16 protein-coding genes and 2 pseudogenes are annotated in these 19,038 nt (G+C 69.9%); 7 read left to right on the top strand and 11 right to left on the bottom strand.

Annotated features, from left to right (window positions below):
* Positions 1 to 60: 60 nt before the first annotated feature.
* A complete protein-coding gene (locus tag WBG99_RS10920) occupies positions 61 to 1,080 on the bottom strand; it encodes a LacI family DNA-binding transcriptional regulator (RefSeq protein ID WP_338896146.1) in 1,020 nt (339 codons plus the stop codon).
* Between the two features lie 268 nt (positions 1,081 to 1,348).
* On the opposite strand from WBG99_RS10920, the gene WBG99_RS10915 reads away from it, so the two are divergent.
* Complete coding sequence (locus WBG99_RS10915) at positions 1,349 to 2,701, top strand: mucin-1 (protein WP_338896145.1); 1,353 nt, start codon at positions 1,349 to 1,351, stop codon at positions 2,699 to 2,701.
* Positions 2,702 to 2,739: 38 nt separating this feature from the next.
* Here WBG99_RS10915 and WBG99_RS10910 read toward each other — a convergent pair whose 3' ends face one another.
* On the bottom strand, positions 2,740 to 3,069 hold the full coding sequence (locus WBG99_RS10910) for a hypothetical protein (protein WP_338896144.1): 330 nt from the start codon (positions 3,067 to 3,069) through the stop codon (positions 2,740 to 2,742).
* A gap of 120 nt (positions 3,070 to 3,189) precedes the next feature.
* The gene (sodN, locus tag WBG99_RS10905) at positions 3,190 to 3,585 is read right to left on the bottom strand and encodes a superoxide dismutase, Ni (RefSeq protein ID WP_338896143.1); all 396 of its coding nucleotides are present in this window, start codon (positions 3,583 to 3,585) and stop codon (positions 3,190 to 3,192) included.
* A 146-nt stretch (positions 3,586 to 3,731) separates the two neighbouring features.
* Between sodN and sodX the strand changes: the two genes are divergently transcribed.
* The gene (sodX, locus tag WBG99_RS10900) at positions 3,732 to 4,166 is read left to right on the top strand and encodes a nickel-type superoxide dismutase maturation protease (RefSeq protein ID WP_338896142.1); all 435 of its coding nucleotides are present in this window, start codon (positions 3,732 to 3,734) and stop codon (positions 4,164 to 4,166) included.
* Here the strand turns inward: sodX and WBG99_RS10895 are convergent.
* The 4 genes from WBG99_RS10895 to WBG99_RS10880 form a co-directional block, all read right to left on the bottom strand.
* Positions 4,070 to 4,699 carry a CGNR zinc finger domain-containing protein gene (locus tag WBG99_RS10895; protein ID WP_338896141.1) on the bottom strand — a complete coding sequence of 210 codons (630 nt, stop codon included), beginning with the start codon at positions 4,697 to 4,699 and terminating at the stop codon, positions 4,070 to 4,072. The two genes, sodX and WBG99_RS10895, sit on opposite strands and share 97 nt — an antisense overlap.
* 200 nt (positions 4,700 to 4,899) lie before the next feature.
* Positions 4,900 to 5,661: an amino acid ABC transporter ATP-binding protein gene (locus WBG99_RS10890; protein WP_338896140.1), complete on the bottom strand. Its 762-nt coding sequence runs from the start codon at positions 5,659 to 5,661 to the stop codon at positions 4,900 to 4,902.
* Positions 5,658 to 6,599, bottom strand: a complete 942-nt coding sequence (locus WBG99_RS10885) for an amino acid ABC transporter permease (protein ID WP_338896139.1) — start codon at positions 6,597 to 6,599, stop codon at positions 5,658 to 5,660. The genes WBG99_RS10890 and WBG99_RS10885 overlap by 4 nt, the downstream gene beginning before the upstream one ends.
* A 30-nt stretch (positions 6,600 to 6,629) precedes the next feature.
* Positions 6,630 to 7,592, bottom strand: a complete 963-nt coding sequence (locus WBG99_RS10880; RefSeq protein ID WP_338896138.1) for an ABC transporter substrate-binding protein — start codon at positions 7,590 to 7,592, stop codon at positions 6,630 to 6,632.
* A 608-nt stretch (positions 7,593 to 8,200) separates the two neighbouring features.
* On the opposite strand from WBG99_RS10880, the gene WBG99_RS10875 reads away from it, so the two are divergent.
* The 4 genes and pseudogenes from WBG99_RS10875 (at position 8,201) to WBG99_RS10860 (ending at position 11,545) form a co-directional block, all read left to right on the top strand.
* Entirely contained in the window at positions 8,201 to 9,442 is a 1,242-nt protein-coding gene (locus WBG99_RS10875) for an NADP-dependent malic enzyme (RefSeq protein WP_338896137.1), read from the top strand.
* 249 nt (positions 9,443 to 9,691) lie between these two features.
* A complete protein-coding gene (locus WBG99_RS10870; RefSeq protein ID WP_338896136.1) occupies positions 9,692 to 10,657 on the top strand; it encodes a zinc-binding dehydrogenase in 966 nt (321 codons plus the stop codon).
* 99 nt (positions 10,658 to 10,756) lie between these two features.
* Positions 10,757 to 10,966, top strand: coding sequence for an HTH domain-containing protein (locus tag WBG99_RS10865; RefSeq protein ID WP_338896135.1), 210 nt, complete (start codon positions 10,757 to 10,759; stop codon positions 10,964 to 10,966).
* Positions 10,966 to 11,545: pseudogene (locus WBG99_RS10860) on the top strand (Clp protease N-terminal domain-containing protein). The gene WBG99_RS10865 and the pseudogene WBG99_RS10860 overlap by 1 nt, the downstream one beginning before the upstream one ends.
* A gap of 150 nt (positions 11,546 to 11,695) precedes the next feature.
* On the opposite strand, the gene WBG99_RS10855 reads toward WBG99_RS10860, so the two are convergent.
* Both WBG99_RS10855 and WBG99_RS10850 read right to left on the bottom strand, forming a co-directional pair.
* Positions 11,696 to 12,811 (bottom strand): helix-turn-helix transcriptional regulator, encoded by a 1,116-nt coding sequence (locus WBG99_RS10855; RefSeq protein WP_338896134.1) that lies wholly within the window; start codon positions 12,809 to 12,811, stop codon positions 11,696 to 11,698.
* A gap of 1 nt (position 12,812) precedes the next feature.
* A complete protein-coding gene (locus WBG99_RS10850; RefSeq protein WP_338896133.1) occupies positions 12,813 to 13,871 on the bottom strand; it encodes a DUF4097 family beta strand repeat-containing protein in 1,059 nt (352 codons plus the stop codon).
* 291 nt (positions 13,872 to 14,162) lie between these two features.
* Between WBG99_RS10850 and WBG99_RS10845 the strand changes: the two are divergent.
* Positions 14,163 to 14,427 (top strand): annotated as a pseudogene (locus WBG99_RS10845) (hypothetical protein); the annotation flags it as partial.
* A 48-nt stretch (positions 14,428 to 14,475) separates the two neighbouring features.
* Here the strand turns inward: WBG99_RS10845 and WBG99_RS10840 are convergent.
* Together WBG99_RS10840 and WBG99_RS10835 are read right to left on the bottom strand one after the other, a co-directional pair.
* Positions 14,476 to 14,658 carry a DUF6104 family protein gene (locus WBG99_RS10840; protein WP_003961784.1) on the bottom strand — a complete coding sequence of 61 codons (183 nt, stop codon included), beginning with the start codon at positions 14,656 to 14,658 and terminating at the stop codon, positions 14,476 to 14,478.
* Between the two features lie 85 nt (positions 14,659 to 14,743).
* Positions 14,744 to 18,508 (bottom strand): multifunctional oxoglutarate decarboxylase/oxoglutarate dehydrogenase thiamine pyrophosphate-binding subunit/dihydrolipoyllysine-residue succinyltransferase subunit, encoded by a 3,765-nt coding sequence (locus WBG99_RS10835; RefSeq protein ID WP_338896132.1) that lies wholly within the window; start codon positions 18,506 to 18,508, stop codon positions 14,744 to 14,746.
* Positions 18,509 to 19,038: the final 530 nt, after the last annotated feature.

Below are 19,038 nucleotides of genomic sequence, written 5' to 3'. Positions count from 1 at the left end.
ATCGGATGAGGGATCGCACAAGGGGACGGGGGAGGGGTGGCCGTAGGGGCGTAAGGGGAGTCACTGCGGGCCGCGCGGACGCGGCGGCGCTGTCGTCTCACGCAGGACGAGCCGGATGGGCATCTGCACATGCCCGGCCTGTTCGGCGTCCGGCTCGGCCAGCTGCCGCAGCAGAAGTCGGGCGGCCTCCGTGCCCTGGCCCGCGACCGGCTGGGCGACCGTCGTCAGGCCGACCACGTCGGCGAGTTCGTGGTTGTCGAAACCGACCACGGACACGTCGTCCGGAACCTTCAGCCGGTGCCGTCGCAGAGCCCGCAGCGCGCCCATCGCCATCTCGTCGGACTGGGCGAACACGGCGGTCGGCGGCCGGGACGCGGCCAGCAGCCCGGTCATCGCCCGCTCGCCGCCCTCGACGGTGTAGTCGCCGTCCGCCACCAGTGCCGGGTCGTGCTCGATGCCGGCCTCGGCGAGGACGTGCAGATAGGCGGCGCGACGGTCGACGGGCGTGGTCCAGTGCAGCGGACCACTGGCCCCGGAGATCATGCCGATCCGGCGGTGGCCGAGGTTGACCAGATGCCGTACGGCACTCTCCGCGCCCGCCCGGTCGTCGATACCGACCACCGTGAAGCCGGGCCGCGCGCCCCCGACCGTCGAGGCCAGCGGCACCCCGAGCGAGCGCAGCGCCGCGGACTCCTCCTCGTCCGGGATGAGCAGCGACAGCACCGCGTCGACCCGCTTGCGCACCGGCAGCTTGGTGAAGAAGCGCTTGCGCGCCTCGGGCGAGCCCAGGTTGTACAGCAGTACGTCGTACCCGGCGGCGCTGAACACCTGCTCGGCGGCGTCCAGCACGGTGCCGAAGAACCAGCGGCCGATGTACGGGGCGACGACCCCGATCGTGTACGTGCGACCGCTGGCCAGGCTGGACGCCGAGCGGGACGCGGTGTAGCCGAGCCGCGTGGCGACGGCCGCGATCTGGGTTCGCACCTCGTCCGAGACGCCCGGCCGGCCGCGCAGCGCGCGGGACACGGTGGACGCCGAGACGCCTGCGGCGCGGGCGACATCGGTGATGCTGACCGTCACGGCGGATTTCTCCCGTTGGTGTTATGTCGGTGTCGGTGTTGGGGCGGTGCCGGTACGACGTGGGGACGTGGGTGTGGGGGGTTCGTCGGTGCCATTACGACGCCCGTTTCACGCCGGTGTGGTCCGTGGGGTGACGTGACCGTAAACCCGACCTCCTTGTTGCGCAAGCGTTTGCGTTCAGTTTTACTTGCGCTGATTTTCAAGTGAGACCTTCCAGATCCATGGTCAGCGCATGCGTTTGGGCGCTGCGAGCCGACAGGAACCGCGCATGCGATACGCCCCGCCCGGCCTCTGCGTGAACGACTTCGCCCTGCTCCGCGACGACGACGGCAGCTACGCGGTGCTCCACCTCCAGGGCCCCTGGACCACGGAGTTCGACCATCTGCGGATGGAGACCTCCTACGGCAGGGCCACCTCCACCGACCTGGTCCGCTGGCGGCCCGACGGCACCGCCTTCGGCAACGGCCTGCCCGGCCGCTTCGACCAGCAGGCGGTCTGGACGATGCACCCGTTCCGCCACGGCACCGGAATGGCGATGTTCTACACGGGCGTGAGCGGTCTGACACCACAGGGCTGGCCGCTCCAGTCCGTCGGCCTCGCGTACTCGGACCGCACCGACGGCACGGGTTGGCGGCGCCATGGCACGGGCCCGGTGGTCGAGGCGGACCCCCGCTGGTACCGCATCGCCGACCGCATGGGCTGGCGGGACCCGTTCGTCGTCCGGGACGACGAGTCGGACGGCTGGGCGATGGTGATCTGCGCGAGCGACGCCGCGCTCCCCGTGGAGGTCAGTGGCTGCGTGGCCCTGGCGACCTCCCCCGACCTCGAACACTGGACGGTCCACCCACCGCTGATCTCCCCCGGCGACGTGGACGAACTCGAATGCCCGGTTCTGGAACGACTCGACGACGGCAGCTGGCTCCTCCTCGGCTCGATCGGCGCGACCCGAGGCTTCGAGGCGTGGACGGCCCCGCGCCTGCGCGGCCCCTGGACCCGCCGAGACCGGCTCGGCCCCACCGGCGCCTACGCCCCCCGTGTGATCCCCGCCCCCGACGGCTCCCGAGTCGTCCTCCACACCACCCCCCGCCGAATCGGCCTCACGGACACCGGCGCTCACTGCCGAGGCATGCTCGCCCAGCCCAAGTCCCTGGTCATACCGGAGGATTCAGCTCCTCACCTGGCATGGTGGCCGGGTCTGGACGCCTGGCTCGGTGAGCCGGTGAACACCCCGACCCTCCACGGGGTCGGCGACATCCCCGTCTCCCAAGGCCCCGTCGAGGTGACCCTCCGTACTGCCGCGCCGGGCTCCGACCACCCGGCCCTCACCGTGGGCTGCGACGCCAAGAACCTCTGGATCACCGGCCCGGACGGCTCGCGCATCGGGGAAACCGTCCTCGCCGAGCCCCCTGCCGTCCTGCGCGTCCTCACCGTCGGCGAGTACGTCGAGATCTACGCCGACGGAGTCTTCGCCCTGACCACCCTGTGCTACTCGGGCCACCCCGCGCCCTGGACGGCGGTCACCGATGACCACCCCCGCGCGATCCCCGTCCGCCCCCTTCGCCTCCCGGACCCCGACCGTGACGACGCGTCGGCGGTATGGCCGGGCCCGACGCCGAACTGACCTGCGGGACCGTCACGCTTTCCTCTGCCTGCGGAGCCCTACCGCGAAGATGTCTCCGGCGCCGAGCCCGGCTCCTCGTCGTGCCGGGGTTCCAGAAGGCGGTCGATGTCCATCTCGGCCAGCCACTCCAGCTCCCCCAACAACGTGGCCGCCGAGACGAGTTGGTCGTACTCGGGCTGGAGGATCGGTATGCGGTGGTGGTCGAGGATCCGTACGAGGTCGTCGAAGGCCAGTTCGTCCTCGTCGGCGTCCACCATCGCGACGACCGACCCGAGTGCGTGGATCGGCTGGTGCCGGGCGGCCGTCCGGCGGGCGATGGTCCGGGCCGTGGAGCGGATCAGTGCTCCAGGTGTCGGGGCGGCGGTCACGTGTCGGTGGCCTTCCGTGGGAACGGGCACGCGCAGGCGGAGAACGCAACCGCACCCGGCCCGTCGCACCACCGTGCGGGACGGCGGCAAACGGACCGGGTGCGGTCGAGAGAGGCCGGGTCAGGCCTTCTTGGTCTCCCAGAAGATCTTGTCGATCTGGGCGATGTGGTCGAGCGCCTTCTGGCCCGTCGCCGGGTCGGTCGAGCCCTTGGCGGCCGAGAGGGCCTTGAGGGTGTCGTTGACCAGCTGGTGCAGCTCCGGGTACTTCTCGAAGTGCGGGGGCTTGAAGTAGTCGCTCCACAGCACCGACACATGGTGCTTCGCGAGCTCGGCGCGCTGCTCCTTGATGACGGTCGCGCGAGCCTGGAAGTGCGGGTCGTCGTTGGCGGCCATCTTCTCCTGCACGGCCTTCACCGACTCCGCCTCGATGCGGGCCTGGGCTGGGTCGTACACACCGCAGGGCAGGTCGCAGTGTGCGCTGACCTTGACCATGGGGGCAAACAGGCGGGAAAGCATGGAGCATTCCTTCCTCGTGATCGTCTTCTCAGGTGGGACATTACTCCCTACGAGAGTGGTTTTAGCGAGTGCCCCCATGGGCTTAGGACAAAAGTCCGGGGTCAGACTGGGACAGGTGGAGGAACGGACCGGGGAGGTGCCGGGTGATGTCGGAGCCGTCGCAGGAGACCGAGCGGGGGAGGGCCCTGCTGCCCTTCGGGGTGGCCGAGGTCACGGGGCCCTCGATGGTCCCGACGCTGCGCCACGGGGACCAGCTGCTCGTCCACTACGGGGCGCGCCTCAGGGGCGGCGATGTGATCGTGCTCCGGCATCCCTTCCAGCAGGACCTGCTCGTCGTCAAGCGGGCCGCCGAGCGGCGCGACGGCGGCTGGTGGGTGCTCGGGGACAACGCCTACGCGGGTGGGGACAGCACCGACTACGGGGCCGTGCCCGACGAACTCGTGCTCGGCAAGGTGCGGTTCCGGTACCGGCCCAGGCCCAGGGGTCAGCGCTCGCCGTTCGCGCTCGCCCGCTGGGCGCTCTCCGCCGCCCGGCCCGTGCTCTGCGACCGGTCCGCCTCCAGGCGTTTGCGGGCGCGGTAGGCCGCCACGTTGGCGCGGGTCGCGCAGCGGTCCGAGCAGTAGCGCCGGGAGCGGTTGGTGGAGGTGTCGACGTAGGCGTTGCGGCACGGTGCCGCCTCGCACAGGCCGAGCCGGTCCACGCCGTACTCGGTCAGGTGGAAGGCGAGACCCATCGCGGCGATGGCGGCGTAGCCCGCCGTCGCGTTGGAGGGGTGGTCCGCCAGGTGCATGTGCCACAGAGGGCGGCCGTCGTCGTCCCGGGAGTCGTGCCCGGAGATCTGCGGGTTCACCGGGAACTCCAGCAGGAGCGAGTTCAGCAGGTCCACGGCGAGGGTCTCGTCGCCCCCGTCCGCCGCCTCGAAAACCGAGCGCAGCCGGGTCCGTACCGAGCGGAAGCGGGTGACGTCGGCGTCCGTCGCCCGCCGGGCCGCCTGCCGGCTGGGCCCGAAGAGGTCGCGTACGGCATCGACGGAGGTGAGCGTGTCCTTGCCCCGGAGCGGCTCCTCGCTGTTCACGAGGCGTACCGCGTAGTCCGAGTAATGGGCCAGTTCCACTTGTAGTCCTTACCGGGGCGCTCTGTCGTCGTGGTGCGGTCGGGTAATAGCCGCTCGTGTATACAGGGTATTACGCGGCGCGAGCAAAAGCGGCATGCGGAAGCAGCGGAAGGGGTGGTACGGAAATCCGCACCACCCCTTCCGTGTGCGTGCCGACCGGACCGCATACGTGCCCGTCGGAGACCTTGGACGGGTGCCGGTCAGAGAACCTTGGAGAGGAACGACTGCGTCCGCTCCTCCTGCGGGTTCGTCAGCACCTCACGCGGGTTGCCGGACTCGACGACCACACCGCCGTCCATGAAGACCAGGCTGTCGCCGACCTCTCGGGCGAAGCCCATCTCGTGGGTGACGACGACCATCGTCATTCCGGACTCGGCCAGGTCGCGCATGACGTCGAGGACGTCGCCGACCAGCTCCGGGTCGAGCGCCGAGGTCGGCTCGTCGAAGAGCATCAGCTTCGGCTCCATGGCCAGCGCCCGGGCGATGGCCACACGCTGCTGCTGGCCGCCGGAGAGCTGGGACGGGTAGTTGCCCGCCTTGTCGCCGAGACCGACGCGCTCCAGCAGCTCACGGGCGCGCTCGCGGGCCAGGGCCTTGCTGACGCCCTTGACCTGGACCGGCGCCTCCATGACGTTCTCGGTGGCCGTCATGTGCGGGAACAGGTTGAAGCGCTGGAACACCATGCCGATGTCACGCCGCTTGAGCGCCACCTCGCTGTCCTTGAGCTCGTACAGCTTGTCGCCCTTCTGGCGGTAGCCGACCAGCTCGCCGTCGACGTACAGCCGGCCGGCGTTGATCTTCTCCAGGTGGTTGATGCACCTGAGGAAGGTCGACTTGCCGGACCCGGACGGGCCGATGAGGCAGAACACCTCGCCCGTCTGCACCTCCAGATCGATGCCCCTGAGGACCTCGACGGGGCCGAACGACTTGTGGATGCCCTCGGCCTTCACCATGGCGGTCATGCCGGGACTCCCTTCGGACGGCGTGTGGACAGGACGGCGGTCTTGAAGCGCTGGACCGGGGTCGGGGGCAGCGTGCGGGACGAGCCACGCGCGTAGTACCGCTCCAGGTAGTACTGGCCGACACTGAAGACGCTGGTCAGGATCAGGTACCAGGCGGAGGCGAGGAAGAACATCTCCACGACCGAGCCGGCCCGCTGGCCGATGTCCTGGGCCACCTTGAACAGGTCCAGGTAGCCCACCGCCGAGACGAGCGAGGTCGTCTTCAGCATGTTGATGACCTCGTTGCCCGTCGGCGGCACGATCACGCGCATCGCCTGCGGGATGACGATCCGGCGCAGCGTCCTGCCGTGGCTCATGCCGAGCGCGTGCGACGCCTCCGTCTGCCCTTCGTCGACCGAGAGCAGACCGGCGCGGCAGATCTCCGCCATGTACGCGGCCTCGTTGAGGCCGAGGCCGAGCAACGCCGTCAGCAGCGGCGTCATGAAGACCGACCAGTAGTCCTTGTAGACCGGGCCGAGGTTGATGTACGTGAAGACGATGCCCAGGTTGAACCAGACGAAGAGCTGGACCAGGACCGGTGTGCCGCGGAAGAACCAGATGTAGAACCACGCGATCGACGAGGTCACCGGGTTCCTCGACAGGCGCATCACGGCGAGGAGGACACCGCCCGCGATGCCGATCAGCATGGACACCACGGTGAGCAGGAGGGTGTTGAGCAGGCCCTCGATGACACGGCCGTTGAAGAAGTACTCGGGGACCGCGCCCCAGTTGATGTTGCCCTGCGCGAAGGCGTAGATGATCGAGCCGAGAAGGCCGAGCGCGATGGCCGCGGAGACATAGCGCCCAGGGTGCCGGACCGGAATGGCCTTGATGGCCTCCGGTCCGGCGGGGGGCGTGGAGTCGGCGGGACCGTCCGTCTTGTTGACGTCAACAGTCACGGGTGGAGCCTTTCCGTACCGAGCCGAGAATCAGGAGCCGCCGTTGATCTTGGGCTCGGTGATCGCGCCGTCCTCGACGCCCCACTTCTTGATGATCTTCTCGTACTCGCCGTTGTCGATGATCGCCTGGACGGCGGCCTGCAGCGCGTCCCGCAGCTCGGCGTTGCCCTTGGCGACGGCGATGCCGTACGGGCCGGCCTCGACCTGGTCGCCGACGATCTCGAAGTACTCGCCGCCGCCCGAGGACTTCACCGAGTACGCGGCGACCGGGAAGTCGGCGGAGACGACGTCCGCGCCCTTGGCCCGCATCCGGGTCTCGGCCTCGGGGTTGGTGGCGAAGTCCTCGATCTTGAGGGCCTTCTCGCCGTCGTCCTTGCACTTCTTCGCCTGGTCCTTGGCGAGGTCGTGCGAGAAGGTGTTGCGCTGCACGGCTATCGTCTTGCCGCACAGGTCGTCCCAGGTCTTGATGGACTGGTCGTCGCCCTTGTTGGTGTAAAGAGAGACGCCCGCGGTGAAGTAGTCGACGAAGTCCACGCCGGCGCCGACCTTCTTGCCGGTCTCGGAGTCGACGCCCTCCTGGCGGTCCTTGGTGTCGGTCATGGCCGACATGGCGATGTCGTACCGCTTCGCGGCGAGACCGCCGATGAGAGTGTCGAACGTGCCGTTCTCGAACTTGAACTCGACGCCGAGCTGCTCGCCCAGCGCCGCGGCGATGTCGGGATCGATGCCGACCACCTTGCCGGCGTCGTCCTTGAACTCGACCGGCGCGTACGCGATGTCCGAGCCGACCCGGATCTCGCCCTTGTTCCGGATCTCGGCGGGGAGCTTGTCGGCCAGCGGCGCCGTACTGGTGGAGGCGCTGTCGGATCCGCTGTCGTTCTTGGTCTGGTCACCGCAGCCGGTGAGCAGCAGGGCGCCCGCGACCGCGATCGCGCCGACCGCGGCTGTACGGGAACGCAGGCCGGTCGTACGACAGGTGGTGCTTGCGGTCATGGTGGGTTCCTCCGGCGGGGTGGTGTGGAGTTGCCGATGGGTCGACGGATGGCACGCTTCTTCGAGTGCCGCGACCTCGTGTGATTACGGCATCTTGCCATTTGGTCATGTGCGTGCAGATGACCGGCCATGTCAAAATCGGATAACGGGCGACCCCCGAATGCCCCACGAACCGCTGCGGACCTGGTGATCACGCCGGATCCTGTGCGGAAATTCCTGCGTCCGGACGGAAGATCTTCGGTGCATCTCAGGATGCGGTCGGCCGCCGACCCCTCACACGTGGCCGTACGGGACGTGTCATGATTCACACCGTCTTGTCCGTCATCCATCGATGAGTCGAACCATCTGTGATCGCCTTCAAATGACCCACGAGTTGTGACCTTCGAGGTATGAACAGGCGTGGGCTCGTCCTCGGCGGCGTCCGTCCGGTAAGAAGGTTCCTTACACCCCTCATCCGGGGCCCAGGGCGCGTGTGCGGCGCGCCCGTCGCGTCTGAGCCCGTACGTGTCGCTGCACGCATCGGTGACCTGGGACTTACGCGGTGCCCGCCCGTTCCCGAACCGGGAGCGGTCACCCTCAAACCATGAAGACCTAAGGGGTAAAACAACGTGGCAGCGGAGATTGTCAATCCTCGCACCGGCGGCGGCGACGCCAGTACGGGTCAGGAGGGCGGAGGGGAGCCTCTCAATTCCCTCGACTCCTTCGACCCCGCGTTCGCGCTGCACCGCGGCGGCAAGATGGCCGTGCAGGCCACCGTGCCGATCCGCGACACGGACGACCTGTCCCTCGCCTACACGCCCGGCGTCGCGCGCGTGTGCACCGCCATCGCCGAGCAGCCGGAACTGGTCAACGAATACACCTGGAAGTCCTCGGTCGTCGCCGTCGTGACGGACGGTACGGCGGTCCTCGGCCTCGGCGACATCGGTCCCGAGGCCTCCCTCCCCGTGATGGAGGGCAAGGCGATCCTGTTCAAGCAGTTCGGCGGCGTCGACGCGGTGCCGATCGCGCTCGCCTGCACGGACGTCGACGAGATCATCGAGACCGTGGTCAGGCTCGCGCCCTCCTTCGGCGGCGTGAACCTGGAGGACATCTCGGCGCCCCGCTGCTTCGAGATCGAGAAGCGGCTCCAGGAGCGCCTCGACATCCCCGTCTTCCACGACGACCAGCACGGTACGGCCGTGGTGACGCTGGCGGCTCTGCGGAACGCCGCCCGGCTGACCGGGCGTGGGCTGGGTGATCTGCGGGCGGTCATCTCGGGTGCCGGCGCGGCGGGCGTCGCCATCGCCAAGATGCTGCTGGAGGCCGGTCTCGGCGACGTCGCGGTCGCCGACCGCAAGGGCATCGTCTCCGTGGACCGCGAGGACCTCACCCCGGTCAAGCGGGAGCTCGCCGAGCTCACCAACAAGGCCGGGCTGTCGGGCTCCCTGGAGGACGCCCTCGCGGGCGCGGACGTCTTCATCGGCGTCTCCGGCGGTACGGTCCCGGAGGCGGCGGTGGCCTCGATGGCGGAGAACGCGTTCGTCTTCGCCATGGCCAACCCCAACCCCGAGGTGCACCCGGACGTGGCCCACAAGTACGCGGCCGTCGTCGCGACCGGGCGCTCCGACTACCCGAACCAGATCAACAACGTCCTCGCCTTCCCGGGCATCTTCGCGGGCGCCCTCCAGGTGCGCGCCTCCAGGATCACCGAGGGTATGAAGATCGCGGCGGCGGAGGCGCTGGCCTCGGTCGTCGGCGACGACCTCGCCGCGGACTACGTCATCCCCTCGCCCTTCGACGAGCGGGTGGCCCCGGCCGTCACGGCGGCGGTCGCCGCCGCGGCCCGGGTGGAGGGTGTTGCTCGGCGTTGACCTGAGGGGCGGTGGGGGTTTTACGCCCCCGCCGCCCCTACCCGTCCCGTCCACGAGGGGGGAGCCGCGTCCCCGGCCCGCCGGTGCGGGTCGGCCGACTGCGGTCCGGTGGAGGTCGGCCGCGAGGTTCTCCGTGCCCCTTCAGGGGCGGCGGGGGCGGCAAACCTCGCAGGGCGGACTTGGCGGCGGGACCAGTGTCACAGCGCTGCCTGGTTCCCTCGTTCCCGGCGCAGCCCTATGGTCAGGCCCATGTTCGCTGCCTATGCCGCCCGCATCGACCGTGACCGACCGCTCACCGGACTGGAGTTGGGCGAGCGCCCGGCCCCGGACCCGAGGCCCGGCTGGACGACCGTGAAGGTGAGGGCCGCCTCGCTGAACCACCACGATCTGTGGTCCCTGCGCGGCGTCGGTCTCGCGGAGGACAAGCTGCCCATGATCCTCGGCTGTGACGCCGCCGGTGTCGACGAGGACGGCAACGAGGTCGTCCTGCACTCGGTGATCGGTCAGACCGGACACGGCGTCGGCCCCCGGGAACCCCGCTCGATCCTCACCGAGCGCTACCAGGGCACCTTCGCCGAACTCGTCTCCGTCCCCACCTGGAACGTGCTCCCCAAGCCCCAGGAGCTCTCCTTCGAGGAGGCCGCCTGTCTGCCCACCGCCTGGCTGACGGCGTACCGCATGCTCTTCACCAACGCGGGCGTACGCCCCGGTGACTCCGTCCTCGTCCAGGGCGCCGGCGGTGGTGTCGCCACCGCCGCGATCGTGCTCGGCAAGGCGGCCGGACTGCGGGTCTTCGCCACCAGCCGGGACGAGGCCAAGCGCAAGCGGGCCCTGGAACTGGGCGCGGTGGAGGCGCTGGAGTCCGGGGCGCGGCTGCCGCAGCGCGTCGACGCGGTCATCGAGACCGTCGGTGCCGCCACCTGGTCCCACTCGGTCAAGTCGCTGCGCCCCGGCGGCAGCCTCGTCATCTCCGGCGCCACCAGCGGTGACCGCCCCTCCCACGCCGAACTGACCCGGATCTTCTTTCTCGAACTCAAGGTCGTCGGCTCCACCATGGGCACCAAGGACGAACTGGAGGACCTCCTCTCCTTCTGCGCCGCGACCGGCGTCCGCCCCGTCATCGACGAGGTGCTGCCCATGGATCGCGCCCGCGAGGGCTTCGCACGCATGGAGATCGGCGACCACTTCGGCAAGATCGTGCTCACCAACCCCTGACGGACTCTGTCGAGACCACGGCCGGCCCGGTTCTCCGGGCCGGCCGCCGCTATGTCAATAGAGGTTGACGCGGCACGCGTGTCAACGTAAGTTGACGGCATGACCGAAGCAACGGATCTCGCCGAGTGCGCGGGCGACCGTGACCCACGGATCGGGCTGCGGGCCGTCGCCGCGCTGCGGAGGCTGATGGAGCAGCTGGAGTCGGTGCAGGTGCGCAGCGCGCGCAACCAGGGCTGGTCGTGGCAGGAGATCGCCACGGAACTCGGAGTCAGCAGGCAGGCCGTGCACAAGAAGTACGGGAGGCGTTGATGTTCGAACGGTTCACGAAAGACGCCCGGGCCGTGGTCCTGGGCGCGGTCGAGCACGCCGAACGCGCCCATGCGAGGGAAGTGACCGAGGAGCACCTCCTCCTCTGCCTGCTGGACCGGAAGGCCGGCCGCGCCTCGTTCGCCCTGTCCGCGCTGGGGCTCGACGAGGCCGACTGCCGGGGCTCCGTGGAACGAGCCCTCGCCGAGGCCCGCCGCCGGGGCGGCCTCTCCCGCGCCGACGTGGACGCGCTCTCCGGCCTCGGCATTGACCTCTCGGAGATCGTCTCCCGCGCCGAAGAGGCCCACGGGGCGGGGGCGTTGGAGTCGGGCAGGAAGGGTCTCGTGAGCAGCCGGGGGCGCCGCTCGGGCCATCGCCCCTTCACCCGCGACGCCAAGGACGTCCTCACCCGCTCCCTCCGCACCGCCCACGCCCACCGCGACCGCCACATCGGCGACGAACACCTCCTCCTCGCCCTCTACCCGGCCCGGGGTCCCCGCCGAGGTCCTCGCGGACCACGGGGTGACGTACGAGGCGCTGGAGCGGGTCCTTTACGGCGCCGGGGAGGCCAAGGCGGGGTGAGGGGGCAGGGGGCAGGAGGCGGATTCTGTGTCAGTGGCGGATTCGGTGTCGGGTTCGGGGTGGGGGGCGCTTGTGCGGGGCGGGCTGCTCGTTCCACGTGGCTTGTCGCGCAGTTCCTCGCGCCCCTGAAGGGCTGTGCCCCTCACCGGCTCAGCCCTTGGGGGCCCGTCCCTCGGGTGTCCGTAGCACCTCTCCGATGCGGGCCGCCGCCGTCGACAGGTGGCGGCGGGCGTCGCGGAGTTGGTCCTCTGACACGCCGTGGTCGCGGGCCGCGTCGCGGATGTCGTCGCGGAAGCGGTCCAGAAGGCGGTCGAGGTCGCGGGCCGGGTCGCCCGTGGGGGTCTCGTGCACCCAGGCGGGCTCGAAGTCGGCCGGGAACTCCTCGGGGGTGGTCGAGTACTCGGGCTCCTTGACACTTGCCCCTGTTCCGGCCCCCGTGCCTCCCTTTCCGGCGGGTCCCGGGCCGGACTCCGTCCCCGTGCGCCCGAAGCCGAAGTCCTTGCCGAACTCCTTTCCGAAGTCCTTCCCGAACTCGCCGAACTCCTTGGCCAGTTCGGTCAGTCCCTCCCGCATCCCCGTCGGCCAGTCGCCCCGGGTGAAGTGGTCCTGGACGTGGTCCTGGACCCGCTTGGCGATGCGCTGCAGCTCCTCCTGGGCCTGAGTGCGGGCACGCTCCTGAGCTTCCTTGGCCTGGCGGCGGGCGCGCAGGGCCTCCTCGCGGGCCCGCCGACTCTCGTCCTTCGCGCGGCGGGCCTGTTCCTTCCACTCCTGCTTGACGCGGCGCATCTCCTCCTTCGCGGCGCGCCAGGACTCCTTGTCGGCGTTCTCCCCGAACTCCCCGAGCGGCCCCTGCGTCCCGTCGCCCGCCGCGCCACCCTTGCGGGCCTCGTAGGCCGCCGCCCGCATCTCACGGCGCAGGTCGCCCGCCGCGCCCCGGACGTCGGCCCGGATCTCGGCGGCCAGCTCCGCCACCGACTCGCGGATCTCCAGTTCCAGGTCGGCCAGCTCGCCGCTGCGGTCGGCCAGTTCGGCGCGGCCCGCGTCCGTGATCGCGTACACCTTGCGGCCGCCCTCGGTGGTGTGGGTGACCAGGCCCTCGGCCTCCAGCTTGGCCAGGCGGGGGTAAACGGTGCCGGCCGACGGCGCGTACAGGCCCTGGAAGCGTTCCTCCAGCAGCCGGATCACCTCGTAGCCGTGGCGCGGCGCCTCGTCCAGCAGCTTCAGCAGATACAGCCGCAGGCGTCCGTGGGCGAAGACGGGAGGCATGTCAGTGCACCTTCTTGTCGGTCGTGCTGTCGGACGCCCCGCCGGTCGTGCCGTCCGAGTCGAGGGAGTCGGACAGGTCGGGAACGTCGGGGGAGTCGGCGGACGGGGCGGGGGAGTCGGCAGACCGATGGTCCGCCACGGCGGTGATGTGGGTACCGGCGGACGGGGTGTCGGGCTCGGCGCTGCTTGCCGCCGTGTCCTCACTCGCCCCCGGGTCGCTGCTCCCTGTCTCCTCGCCCCATGGTGCGTCCTCGGCCGGTGGCCTGCGGAGCAGGGCGATCGAGCCGGTGACGGTCGTGGCCTTGAGGCGGCTGTCGCCCGTGCCGAGGCGACCGGTGACCTTGTGGGCGCCCCAGGGGCCGCTAGCCCGGAGGTCGTCGAAGGCGCTGGAGATGGTGCCGCCGGCGGTGTTGGCCTCGACCTCGGCGTCCGTGGGGTGGGGGATGCGGATGGCGATCTCACCGGAGACGCTGGTGAGGCCGACGTCGGTGGGGCCGCCCGTGGTATCCAGGTCGAGGATGATCGAGCCGCTCACCGAGTCGGCCTTCACGGTGGGGCAGGAGCCCTCGACGACGGTCAGGTCGCCGGAGACCGAGCCGAGGCGGAGCGTGCCGGTGAGGGCCTGTGCCTCCACGTTCCCCGAGACCGTCGTGGCGCGCACCGGGCCCGACAGGCCGACCAGGGTGGTGTCACCGGAGATGCCCTTCACCTCCGTACGCCCGTCCAGGCCGGACACGACGGCGGTGGCGCCGACCACGCCCACCTCGACCCGGGTGCCTGTGGGGACGGCGAGCGAGACCACTGCGTTGCGCCGCCAGCCCTGCCGGTCCAGCCACTTCAGGAAGCCTTTCCGGGGCAGGTCGTCGTAGGCCACGGTCAGCGTGCCGTCCTTCTGCGTCACCGTCAGCGGTGGACCCTCCACGCCGGACACCTCCAGGCGGGCGGAACTCTCGTCGGTGCCCACGACGTTCACCGTTCCGTTGACGATGCGCACGTGCAGGGCCGTCACCGGTTCGTCGAACGTGAGCTTCTGCGGCTCGGCGACGGACCACTTGGACATGGTGCTGACCCCCTCGACAGGACCGGACAGGTCGGAGCACGAGATGCACACCGACATCACACCGAAGCCATGACGTCATGCGCGCACTATCGCGTCTCTCGGAATTCACGATATATCGTGGTCACGGAATGTCAAGACACCCGTTCTGGAGATCCGGCAGGGATGTACGCGCACAAATCGCCTTGGCGTGGGCTGATGCGACCGCGCGCTCCCCGGGACCCCCGGCCCACCGGCGCGCCCCCGGCTCCCGGTGCGCTCCTGCTCTGCCGGGCGGATCCGGAAGTGGTCGCCCGCGTCGTCGAGCGGACCGGCCGGCGCGGAGCCGTCCGTACGGAACTCGACGTCCTCGAACGAGGCCGCAGGCCGCCTCGGCCTCCGGCTCCCGTGGGCCGGCACCACCAGGGCCCGTGCCCTCGCCACCGCCCGACTGCAGGCCGGGCTGCCGCTCACGGCCTGGGGGCTGCACCGCCGCAGCGGCGGCTGGGCCGTCGCCGACGGCCTGCTGATCGCCCACGGTGCCCTGGGTCCGATGTACGACCTGGCACGCCCCCGCGACCGACCGCCTTCGCCCGGACGGTTCCTCGTCCCGCCTTCGCCTGGGCGGCTACTCGTCCTCGTCCTCGTCGTCCAGCCGCGCCAGCCACGTCGCCAGCCGCTCCACCGGCACCTCGAAGTCCGGGTTCAGATCGACGAACGTCCGTAGCTGCTCGGCCAGCCACTCGAAGGTGACCTCCTCCTCGCCGCGCCGCTTCTCCAGTTCCTCGATGCCACGGTCCGTGAAGTACATGGGTCAAGGATAAGTGCGCGAAACGGCCGGGCCGCACCCCCGAGAGGGGTGCGGCCCGGCCGCGTACGGATGTCGCCGAGAGCCGTTACGCCTCGAACACCTCGCGCACCAACTGCTCCTGCTCGGCCTGGTGGCGCTTGGCCGAACCCACCGCCGGGGACGAGCCGTGCGGGCGGGAGATGCGGCGCAGGCGCTCGCCGTGCGGGACGTCGGCGCCGACGGCCAGGTCCAGGTGGTCGATCAGGTTGAGGGCGATGAACGGCCAGGCACCCTGGTTCGCCGGCTCCTCCTGGGCCCACAGGTACTTCTCGGCGTTCGGGTACTTGCCGATCTCCGCCTGGAGCTCGGCGCCCGGCAGCGGGTACAGGCGCTCGATGCGGACGATCGCCGTGTCCGTGGCGTCGCGCTTCCTCCGCTCGGCCTCCAGGTCGTAGTAGACCTTGCCGGCGCAGAAGACGACCTTGCGGACCGCGGCCGGGCCGACCGTCGAGTCGCCGATGACCGGGCGGAACTGACCGCTCGTGAACTCCTCCGCCTTCGACGCGGCGGCCTTGAGGCGCAGCATCGACTTCGGGGTGAAGACGACCAGCGGCTTGTGGTGCGGGTTGTGCACCTGCCACCGCAGGAGGTGGAAGTAGTTCGACGGGAGGGTCGGCATGGCGACCGTCATGTTGTTCTGCGCGCAGAGCTGGAGGAAGCGCTCGGGACGCGCGGACGAGTGGTCCGGGCCCTGACCCTCGTAGCCGTGCGGGAGCAGCAGGGTGACGCCGGACGTCTGGCCCCACTTCTGCTCCGCCGACGAGATGAACTCGTCCACGACCGTCTGGGCGCCGTTGACGAAGTCGCCGAACTGGGCCTCCCACATCACGAGGGACTCGGGGCGGGCCAGCGAGTAGCCGTACTCGAAGCCCATCGCCGCGTACTCGGAGAGGAGGGAGTTGTAGACGTTCAGGCGCGCCTGGTCCTCGGAGAGGTACATCAGCGGCGTGAACTCCTCGCCCGTCTCACGGTCGATGATCACCGCGTGACGCTGGCCGAAGGTGCCGCGCTGGGAGTCCTGGCCGGCCAGCCGGACCGGGGTGCCCTCGAGGAGGAGGGAGCCGACAGCCAGCGTCTCGCCCATGCCCCAGTCGATCGTGCCGTCCTCGACCATCGACGCCCGGCGCTGCAGCTGCGGCAGCAGACGCGGGTGGGCGGTGATGCGGTCGGGGACGTTGACCTGGGACTCGGCGATGCGCTTGACGACCTCCGCCGTGATCGCGGTGTTCACCGAGACCGGGAAGCCGTCCTGCGGGTCGTGGACCTCGGCGGACGCAGGCTGCGACGTGGCCTCGCGGACCTCCGTGAAGACCTTCTCCAGCTGGCCCTGGTAGTCCTGCAGCGCCTGCTCGGCCTCTTCCAGGGTGATGTCGCCGCGACCGATGAGGGACTCGGTGTACAGCTTGCGCACCGAGCGCTTCTTGTCGATCAGGTCGTACATCAGCGGCTGGGTGAAGGCCGGGTTGTCCGACTCGTTGTGACCGCGGCGGCGGTAGCAGATGAGGTCGATCACCACGTCCTTGTTGAACGCCTGGCGGAACTCGAAGGCCAGCCGCGCGACGCGGACCACGGCCTCCGGGTCGTCGCCGTTCACGTGGAAGATCGGGGCCTCGATCATGCGGGCCACGTCCGTCGCGTACATGGAGGAACGCGAGGACTCGGGGGCCGCGGTGAAGCCGACCTGGTTGTTGATGACGATGTGGACCGTGCCGCCGGTGCGGTAGCCGCGCAGCTGCGACATGTTCAGGGTCTCGGCCACCACGCCCTGGCCCGCGAAGGCCGCGTCGCCGTGCAGGGCCACCGGCAGGACCGTGAAGTCCGTGCCGCCCTTGTTGATGATGTCCTGCTTGGCGCGCGCGACGCCCTCCAGGACCGGGTCCACGGCCTCCAGGTGCGAGGGGTTCGCGACCAGGCTGACCTTGATCTGCTCGCCGTCGAGGCCCGTGAAGGTGCCCTCGGCGCCCAGGTGGTACTTCACGTCGCCGGAGCCGTGCATCGACTTCGGGTCGAGGTTGCCCTCGAACTCGCGGAAGATCTGGGCGTACGACTTGCCGACGATGTTCGCGAGGACGTTCAGCCGGCCGCGGTGGGCCATGCCGATGACGACCTCGTCGAGACGGGACTCCGCCGCGCTGTCGAGGACCGCGTCCAGCAGCGGGATGACGGACTCGCCGCCCTCCAGGGAGAAGCGCTTCTGGCCGACGTACTTCGTCTGCAGGAAGGTCTCGAAGGCCTCCGCCGCGTTCAGCCGGCGCAGGATGCGCAGCTGCTCCTCGCGCTCCGGCTTGGTGTGCGGGCGCTCGATGCGGTCCTGGATCCAGCGGCGCTGCTTCGGGTCCTGGATGTGCATGAACTCGACGCCGGTCGTACGGCAGTACGAGTCACGCAGGACGCCGAGGATGTCGCGGAGCTTCATCAGGGACTTGCCCGAGAAGCCGCCGACCGCGAACTCGCGCTCCAGGTCCCACAGGGTGAGCCCGTGCTCGGTGATGTCCAGGTCGGGGTGCTTGCGCTGGAAGTACTCCAGCGGGTCGGTGTCGGCCATGACGTGGCCGCGGACCCGGTAGGAGTGGATCAGCTCGAAGACACGGGCGGCCTTGGTGACGTCGTCGTCGTGGCTGGCGTCGATGTCCTTGAGCCAGCGGACCGGCTCGTAGGGGATGCGCAGGGCCTCGAAGATGTCGTCGTAGAACCCGCCCTCGCCGAGGAGGTAGTTGGCGACGATCCGCAGGAACTCGCCGGAGGCGGCGCCCTGGATGACCCGGTGGTCGTAGGTCGACGTGAGCGTCATGACCTTCGAGATGCCGAGCTTGTTCAGGGTGTCCTGGCTCGTGCCCTGGAACTCGGCCGGGTAGTCCATCGAGCCGACGCCCATGATGACCGACTGACCGGGCATCAGACGGGGCACGGAGTGGACGGTGCCGAGGCCGCCCGGGTTGGTCAGGGAGACCGTCACACCGGTGAAGTCGTCCATCGTCAGCTTGCCGTCACGGGCACGGCGGACGATGTCCTCGTAAGCCTGCCAGAACTCGAAGAAGTTCAGCGTCTCGGCCTTCTTGATGCCCGCGACGACCAGCTGACGATCGCCGTTGGGCTTCACCAGGTCGATGGCGAGGCCGAAGTTGACGTGCGGCGGCTTGACGAGGGTGGGCTTCCCGTCCTTCTCCGCGTAGTGCCAGTTCATCGACGGCATCGTCTTGATGGCCTGCACCATCGCGTAGCCGATCAGGTGCGTGAAGGAGATCTTCCCGCCCCGGGCGCGCTTCAGGTGGTTGTTGATGACGATGCGGTTGTCGAACAGCAGCTTCACCGGGACGGCGCGCACGGACGTGGCCGTGGGCAGCTCCAGGGAGGCGTTCATGTTCTTCGCGACCGCCGCGGCGGGGCCGCGCAGCGTGATCAGCTCCGGGCCCTCGGCGGACCCGTCGGGCGCGGCCTGCTTCGCGGGGGCGGCGGCCACCGGCTTGGCCGGCGCGGGCTTCGCGGGGGCCGGGGCCGGCGCGGCGGCGGGCTTCGGGGCGGCCGGGGCGGCCGGAGCAGCCTGGGCCGGCGCGGCTGGTGCCGCTGGTGTGGTGGTCGCTGCGGCCCCCGTGGCCGCAGTGCTCGCCGGAGCCGAGGCGGCAGCTGCGCCTGGCTTGTAGTCGGCGAAGAAGTCCCACCAGGCTCGGTCTACCGAATTCGGGTCCTGGAGGTACTGCTGATAGATCTCGTCGACGAGCCATTCGTTGGGACCGAAGGCCGCAGCGGGGTTCTTACCCGCTTGGTCTGCGTCGGTCGAGATGCTCGAGTTACTGGGGGACTGTGGCGACACGGCGGCAACCGCCCTCTTCCGCTTCACAAGGTGATGGACAGCGGGAATCAAGGCTACGCCCCCGTGGCCGGGAAGGTCAGGCCGAGTCCGCCCATCGTCGCGTAAGTCACATCCGAGAGCGTGTTTCGGGGGTGGAAATGGCGGGAAACAAGTGGGGTTCCGGTCTGGAAGGGGTGCGGGGGGGATATGTGCAGGGCATGCGTCCGGCGGGGCCCTGCGGTGATACACACGCGGCCCACTGCGCGAACGCACCTGATCACACGTGTCCGGCTGCGCGGACCCGCCATGGATCTTGTGGCTCCGGTTCGAACTTTACGTCAACTTGGCACGGAAGTAAGCCCCGGGAGGATGAGCGAAATCTGGCAAAGGTGGGGGGATTCAGCCACGGGCGTTGGGGTACCGGCTGGGTTTGGCTGCGTTCGGGTTCGGAGGTGGGGGCGGGATGCGTGGGGCCTGTGGTGAGGCGGGTGCAGGTGCGTCGTGGCTTGTCCGCAGTTCCCCGCGCCCCTGAGAGGCCCGGGGTTCCCCGG

Origin of the sequence: Streptomyces sp. TG1A-60 (assembly GCF_037201975.1) — a bacterium.
Taxonomy (GTDB): domain Bacteria; phylum Actinomycetota; class Actinomycetes; order Streptomycetales; family Streptomycetaceae; genus Streptomyces.
The sequence above is the reverse complement of the archived record's forward strand: the minus strand, read 5'-3'. Positions and strand labels throughout refer to the sequence as shown.

Excerpts from the sequence above, each read along its gene's own strand:
- WBG99_RS10915 (WP_338896145.1), top strand. The coding sequence starts at position 1,349 with ATGCGATACGCCCCGCCCGGCCTCTGCGTGAACGACTTCGCCCTGCTC.
- sodN (WP_338896143.1), bottom strand. The coding sequence starts at position 3,585 with ATGCTTTCCCGCCTGTTTGCCCCCATGGTCAAGGTCAGCGCACACTGC.
- sodX (WP_338896142.1), top strand. The coding sequence starts at position 3,732 with ATGTCGGAGCCGTCGCAGGAGACCGAGCGGGGGAGGGCCCTGCTGCCC.
- WBG99_RS10890 (WP_338896140.1), bottom strand. The coding sequence starts at position 5,661 with ATGACCGCCATGGTGAAGGCCGAGGGCATCCACAAGTCGTTCGGCCCC.
- WBG99_RS10880 (WP_338896138.1), bottom strand. The coding sequence starts at position 7,592 with ATGACCGCAAGCACCACCTGTCGTACGACCGGCCTGCGTTCCCGTACA.
- WBG99_RS10870 (WP_338896136.1), top strand. The coding sequence starts at position 9,692 with ATGTTCGCTGCCTATGCCGCCCGCATCGACCGTGACCGACCGCTCACC.
- WBG99_RS10865 (WP_338896135.1), top strand. The coding sequence starts at position 10,757 with ATGACCGAAGCAACGGATCTCGCCGAGTGCGCGGGCGACCGTGACCCA.
- WBG99_RS10855 (WP_338896134.1), bottom strand. The coding sequence starts at position 12,811 with ATGCCTCCCGTCTTCGCCCACGGACGCCTGCGGCTGTATCTGCTGAAG.
- WBG99_RS10850 (WP_338896133.1), bottom strand. The coding sequence starts at position 13,871 with ATGTCCAAGTGGTCCGTCGCCGAGCCGCAGAAGCTCACGTTCGACGAA.
- WBG99_RS10840 (WP_003961784.1), bottom strand. The coding sequence starts at position 14,658 with ATGTACTTCACGGACCGTGGCATCGAGGAACTGGAGAAGCGGCGCGGC.